Consider the following 6,252-nt stretch of genomic DNA (forward strand, 5'->3'; position numbering starts at 1 on the left):
GTTCGGCATCATCGCCGCCCTGTTCGTACCCGTKAAATATTCGATGCTGCCAGACCAGCTCGAGCTCGGAGAGCTCGCGACCGGCAACGCGCTGGTCGAAGGCGCCACCTTCATGGCCATCCTGCTCGGCACTGTCGCCGGCGGCCAGTTCGTGGCCGGCTCCGCGCATATGGGCTGGGTTGCATCGGCCGTGGTCGTGCTGGCCTTGCTGTCCTGGGCCTTCGCCTCCCGCATTCCGCAAACGACGCCATCCGCCCCCGACCTGCCCGTCAACGCCAATCCCTGGACCTCGACGGTCGGCCTGTTGAAGACGCTCTACGCGGACAAGCGGCTGTGGGACGGCACCGTGATCGTCTCGTGGTTCTGGCTGGTCGGCGCCATCGTGCTGTCGCTGCTGCCGGCGCTCGTCAAAGAGGTCGTCGGTGGCACCGAAGGCGTGGTGACGCTGTGTCTTGCGACCTTCGCGATCGGCATCGCCATCGGCTCGCTGTTCGCGGCCAGCCTGAGCCACGTCCGCCCGAACCTCGCGCTGGTGCCGATCGGCGCAATCATCATGGGGTTTGCCGGCCTCGATCTCGCATGGGCCATCGGTGTGACCGCCAAGGGGCAGGACATCGCCGCGGCGGACTTCGCAACCTCGTTCGCCGGCCTGCGCATGCTGATCGACTTCGTCGCCTTCGCATTCGGCGGTGGCTTGTTCGTCGTTCCGTCGTTTGCTGCCGTCCAGGCCTGGTCGCAACCATCCGAGCGTGCCCGCATCATCGCCGCCGGCAACGTGCTGCAGGCGGCCTTCATGGTGGTCGGCTCGCTGTTCGTCGCGCTGCTCCAGGCGGGCGGATTGCACGTCGGCTGGATCTTCTTCGGCCTCGGCGTCGCTAGCTTCGGCGCGGTATGGTTCGTGCTGACCAAGTGGGGCAAGGAAGGCGTACGYGATTTCGGCGGGCTGCTGTTCCGCGCGCTGTTCCGTACCGAGGTTCGTGGCCTCGAGAACCTGCCGCCTCCGGGCACGCGCATGCTGATCGCACCGAACCATGTCAGCCTGATCGATGGCCCGCTGCTGCACGCCGTGCTCCCGATCGACGCCAGCTTCGCGGTCGATACCGGCATCTCCAAGGCCTGGTGGGCCAAGCCGTTCCTGCGGGTGGTCAAGCACTACACCATGGACCCGACCAAGCCGCTGGCCGCACGCGACCTGATCAAGCTCGTCGCCGCCGGCGAGCCGGTGGTGATCTTCCCGGAGGGACGCATCACCGTCTCCGGCTCGCTGATGAAGGTCTATGACGGCACCGCGATGATCGCGGACAAGGCCGACGCGGTGGTCGTGCCCATTCGCATCGAGGGCGCGCAGCGCTCGCATCTCAGCTATCTCAACGGCAGCCAGATCAAGCGCTCGTGGTTTCCGCGGGTGACGGTTACGATCCTGCCGCCGGTCAAGCTTCCGGTCGATCCGTCGCTGAAGGGCAAGGCACGCCGCAATGCCGCGGGCGCCGCGCTCCAGGACGTGATGATCGACGCCATGGTCAAGAACGCCATGCTCGATCACACGCTGTTCGAAGCGCTCGGACATGCTTATCGCGACCGCGATACCGGCAAGGTCATCATCGAGGACGCGCTCGGCACCAAGCTGACCTATCGCAAGCTGATCCTCGGCGCGCAGGTCTTGAGCCGCAAGCTCGAAGCCGGCACGGTAGCCGGCGAGAATGTCGGCGTACTGCTGCCGAATTCCGCGGGCGTCGCCGTCGTCTTCATGGCGCTGCAAAACATCGGCCGCGTCCCGGCGATGCTCAACTTCTCCGCCGGCCCGGTCAACGTCCTCGCCGCCATGAAGGCCGCACAGGTCAAGACGGTGCTGACCTCGAAGGCCTTTATCGAGAAGGGCAAGCTCGACAAGCTGATGGCCGCGATCTCCGCGGAAGCCCGCGTCGTCTACCTCGAGGATGTCCGCGGCTCGATTGGCACTGCCGACAAGATCAAGGGGTTGCTCGCAGGCACCGCACCGCGCGTCGCCCGCCAGGYCAACGATCCGGCTGTCGTGCTGTTCACCTCGGGCTCGGAAGGCACGCCCAAGGGCGTGGTGCTGTCCCACCGCAATATCCTCGCCAACGCGGCGCAGGCGCTGGCCCGGGTCGATGCCAATGCCAATGACAAGGTGTTCAACGTGCTGCCGGTGTTCCACTCCTTCGGGCTGACCGGCGGAATGATGATGCCGCTGCTCGCGGGCATTCCGATCTACATGTACCCCTCGCCGCTGCACTACCGCATCGTGCCGGAGCTGATCTACCAGACCGGCGCCACCATCCTGTTCGGCACCGACACGTTCCTCACCGGCTACGCCCGCTCGGCGCATGCCTACGACTTCCGCACGCTGCGCCTGGTGATCGCCGGCGCGGAGGCGGTGAAGGATCGCACCCGTCAGGTGTTCATGGAGCGCTACGGCATCCGGATCCTGGAAGGCTACGGCGTCACCGAGACCGCGCCGGTGCTGGCGATGAACACGCCGATGGCCAACCGTCCCGGCACCGTCGGCCGCCTGTCACCGCTGATGGAAAGCCGCCTCGATCCGGTCCCCGGCATCGAGGAAGGCGGACGCCTCTCGGTGCGCGGACCGAACGTGATGCTCGGTTACCTCAGGGCCGAAAACCCCGGCGTGCTCGAACCGCTCGCCGAGGGCTGGCACGACACCGGCGACATCGTGGCGATCGACCCGGCCGGCTTCATCACCATCAAGGGCCGCGCCAAGCGCTTCGCCAAGATCGCGGGCGAAATGGTCTCGCTGTCGGCCGTCGAGAGCATCGCGACGGCGCTGTGGCCGCAGGCCACCTCGGTTGCCGTGTCGATCCCCGACCAGCGCAAGGGCGAGCGCATCGTGCTGCTGACGACGGAGAAGACCGCCGAGCGCAGTGCGATGCAGGGCCAGGCCAAGGCAATCGGCGCGTCCGAGCTGACCGTGCCCGCGGCGATCATGGTGGTCGACAAGGTACCGTTACTCGGCACCGGCAAGACCGACTATGTCACGGCAACGACGATGGCCCGCGAGCAGGCCTCCTCGCCGGAGCGCGAGGTTGCGTGAGATCCAGCCCACGTCCGTCGCACCGGCTAAGGCGCGGTGCGACGGCGTGGTATTGCTTCACGGCATCGGCGTCGGTGCCTGGACGCTGAAGAGGCTGGATCGCGCGTTGCAGCGTCAGGGCTTCGCCACGCTCAATCTCGGCTACCCCAGCCGCAAGAAGCCGCTCGAGGAGCTTGCGGAAGACATCCACGCGCCGGTCGCCGCGTTTGCAGCGCAATGCGACGGCGCTATCCACTTCGTCGCCCATTCCATGGGCGGGTTGCTCACGAGGGTTTACATCGCGCGATATCGACCGGTGCGGCTCGGCCGCGTCGTGATGCTGGGCACGCCCAACGGCGGCAGCGAAGTCGCCGATCTCCTGAAGGACCTCTCGCTCTACCGCGCTGTTTTCGGTCCGGCCGGCTCGCAACTTTCGACAGCCCTGCCCCCTGTGCTCGCGACCCTGCCGCCTCCCGATTATGCGATCGGCGTCATCGCGGGATGCCGCACCATCGCACCAATCGCCTCGGCCTTTGTCCTACCGCGGCCCAATGACGGACGGGTTTCAGTCGAAAGCGCGAAATTGGCCGACATGACCGACCACATCGTCGTCAAGGCATCGCACACCGGACTTCCACGAAATGCCGTCGCGATCGAGCAGACGATCGCGTTCCTGCACGACGGCCGCTTCAATCCGATCACTTGAGCAGGAGATAGCGAACCGGGTTGTCGTCGCACTGCCCCGCGCCGCACTCCAGCACGGTGGACAAGAGATTGGCGGCGACCAGCAACGCAAAGATCGCGAAGACCGTGTTCGATGCCGCACCGTTCAAAGGCGCGTCCCCGTCTCGCTTGCCGGTCACATCCTTCAGGATGAAGACGAGCGCGACATAACACACGATCCCGATCGCCGCGATCAGCGCCCAGGTATAGAAGTGCAGCCCGAACAGTGCCGAGCCGTATCCAGGATCGCCGGGCGCAAGATGCAGTGACACCTGCCGCATCGAGATGAAGCCGGTGACGAGGCTGGAAACGAGGATCATCGCGTAGTGAGACCCGCGTTCACCGAGGCGCATGTTGAACAGGAACCCCATGCCGACCGCGATGAACCCGGCCCTTTGCAACAGGCAAAGCGGACAGGGCAGCTCGCCGAGCGCAAGCTGATAGGTGAACGCCACCGTCAGGATCAACGAGATCCCGAGCAGCCCAAGCATGTTCAGGATCGCGCCGACCGGCCGTTGCTCGCTCATCTCTGCAGTGCCCATCTCGACACCGTCAGAACGAGAATTTGAGTGGATCGGTCGCGTGGTGGAAGAACCATGCGACCGTGACCACGACTGTTGCGCTCCAGAGCGCATAGCTTAGTCCCGCGCGCGAACGCCAGGCACTCGCGCAGCCCGCGAGCGCCAGCAGGAAAGGCAGAAACATGTACATGAGCGCGGGCTCCCTAAGCGATTCGCGCTGTGCGCGAACGGCCCAGAAATACGTCAGCCGCGCATGCCTCTCAAGAGCCGGCTTCGCTGCGCCGCTCCTGCGCATAACGCACCAGCGCCACCAAGCGATAGATGCCGTGCACGAACTTGCCATAGGGCATGGTGATGAACAGCGCGAACACCGCGCCGAGATGCAGGGCCAATAGCGGTCCCATGGCAGCGGTCTCGCGCAGGACAAGCAGCGCCATGCCGGTGAAGCCGGTCAGAAACAGCATGGCGATGAAGCCGACGTCCATGCCGTAGCGCTGCTCGTCGAGCAGTTCCGGTGCACGCCGCGTTTTCGCGACGAACAGGCCGATCGGACCGACGATGAGACCGATGCCGCCGAGTGTCCCCAGCACCACGGGCAGATCCCACCACGGATACGGCGCCTCGCGGCTCCAGAGGTAGTGATAGAGCGTCGCCACCGACGTCGCGGCGAAGCATAGCAGAAAACCGTAGAACGTCAGGTGGTGGAAAAGCTTGCGCCGGTCGGTCGGCTTGTCGTCCTCGTTGTAGCAGCCGACGCCACCGCCGTGGAGATAGCGCAGTTCGCCGGCATCGCGGATCGCCTGGAAGATCGAGCCGCCGTCGGCGCGACCGCCAATGGGGGCGCCGATGTCGCGCCAGAAGGCACGCACGCTCATGACCAGCGCGAGGATCGCGTAGAGGAAGGCGGCGCTGAACAATGCGGCCATCACGTTGTGCGGCATCAGCTTGTAGAAGGCACCAGGGCCGGTGTGCACACCGAACAGCACACTGCGGTCGTTCAAGGCCGCGAAACCGAGGATGAAGGCGGCCATGCTGAGCGCGGCGATGACGCTGATGACGAGCCCGTTGCGGGCGAAGGCACCGGACAACGCCTGCGGCCACGCATAGGCCGCATAGGACTCGGCACGCGCGACCGCAAGCGTCTGCGGGACGTTGACGTTGAACTCGTGCGGCGGCGAGAACTGGCAATCGACGTAGCAGGCGCCGCAGGAATGGCAGAGGTTTGCGAGATAATTGAGATCTCCATCGGAGAAGGCTCGCCGCATCTCCATGGCGGGAAATACCGCGCACAGGCCCTCGCAGTAGCGACAGGAATTACAGACCGTCATCAGACGGTCGGCTTCGTCCAGAATTCTAGTTCCGTGCATGTTTCGCCGCTTCCCGTCCCGCGATCCGCCCGAACACGCTGCCGATGGTCATGCCCATGCCGGCCGCGTAGCCCTTGCCGAGCACGTTGCCCGCCATGATCTCGCCGGCCGCGAACATGTTGGCGGACGGCTTGCCGTCAGCCATCAGCATCCTCGCCTCCTTGTTCACGCGCGTGCCGAGATAGGTGAAGGTGATGCCGGGCCGCACCGGATAGGCGAGATAAGGCGGCGTCTCGATTTTGCGCGCCCAATGCGTCTTCGGCGGCGTGATACCTTCAGTCACGCAATCGTCCAGGATGGTGTGATCGAAGGTGCCGGGCCGCACGGCCGCGTTGAACTCGGTGACGGTCTTCTCCAGCGCAGCCGGATCGAGCTCGAGCTTGCCGGCCAGCTCGGCGGCGGTCTGCCCGGCGATCGGCGGGAACAGCGTCGGCATGAAGCTGGTGACGACGGTGGAATCGAAGATGATGTAGGCGATCTGGTCGGGCTGCGCCGCGACCAGCCGGCCCCAGATCGCATAGCGCTTCGGCCAGATGTCCTCACCCTCGTCGTAGAATCGCTGGGCATGCTTGTTGACGACGATGCCGAACAC

General features: G+C 65.5%; 6 protein-coding genes. 2 read left to right on the forward strand and 4 right to left on the reverse strand.

The features are described 5' to 3' along the window. Both AC1DW2_RS43275 and AC1DW2_RS43280 read left to right on the forward strand, forming a co-directional pair. The coding region (locus tag AC1DW2_RS43275) for an acyl-[ACP]--phospholipid O-acyltransferase (RefSeq protein ID WP_477009151.1) at window positions 1-3,070 on the forward strand (3,070 nt) is incomplete at its 5' end. Next, complete coding sequence (locus AC1DW2_RS43280; protein WP_477009152.1) at window positions 3,063-3,755, forward strand: esterase/lipase family protein; 693 nt, start codon at window positions 3,063-3,065, stop codon at window positions 3,753-3,755. The genes AC1DW2_RS43275 and AC1DW2_RS43280, both read left to right, overlap by 8 nt. Here AC1DW2_RS43280 and AC1DW2_RS43285 read toward each other — a convergent pair. The 4 genes from AC1DW2_RS43285 to AC1DW2_RS43300 form a co-directional block, all read right to left on the reverse strand. Further along, on the reverse strand, window positions 3,748-4,299 hold the full coding sequence (locus tag AC1DW2_RS43285; protein WP_354079026.1) for a disulfide bond formation protein B: 552 nt from the start codon (window positions 4,297-4,299) through the stop codon (window positions 3,748-3,750). The two genes, AC1DW2_RS43280 and AC1DW2_RS43285, sit on opposite strands and share 8 nt — an antisense overlap. Before the next feature lie 25 nt (window positions 4,300-4,324). Further along, window positions 4,325-4,483, reverse strand: a complete 159-nt coding sequence (locus AC1DW2_RS43290; protein WP_201266196.1) for a DUF5993 family protein — start codon at window positions 4,481-4,483, stop codon at window positions 4,325-4,327. A gap of 70 nt (window positions 4,484-4,553) precedes the next feature. Next, complete coding sequence (tcuB, locus tag AC1DW2_RS43295; protein WP_477009153.1) at window positions 4,554-5,660, reverse strand: tricarballylate utilization 4Fe-4S protein TcuB; 1,107 nt, start codon at window positions 5,658-5,660, stop codon at window positions 4,554-4,556. After that, window positions 5,647-6,252: FAD-binding protein (locus AC1DW2_RS43300; RefSeq protein ID WP_477009154.1), on the reverse strand; the 606-nt coding region annotated here is incomplete at its 5' end. The genes tcuB and AC1DW2_RS43300, both read right to left, overlap by 14 nt.

The organism is Bradyrhizobium sp. P3_C3, assembly GCF_056402655.1.

Excerpts from the sequence above, each read along its gene's own strand:
- tcuB (WP_477009153.1), bottom strand. The coding sequence starts at position 5,660 with ATGCACGGAACTAGAATTCTGGACGAAGCCGACCGTCTGATGACGGTC.
- AC1DW2_RS43285 (WP_354079026.1), bottom strand. The coding sequence starts at position 4,299 with ATGAGCGAGCAACGGCCGGTCGGCGCGATCCTGAACATGCTTGGGCTG.
- AC1DW2_RS43290 (WP_201266196.1), bottom strand. The coding sequence starts at position 4,483 with ATGTACATGTTTCTGCCTTTCCTGCTGGCGCTCGCGGGCTGCGCGAGT.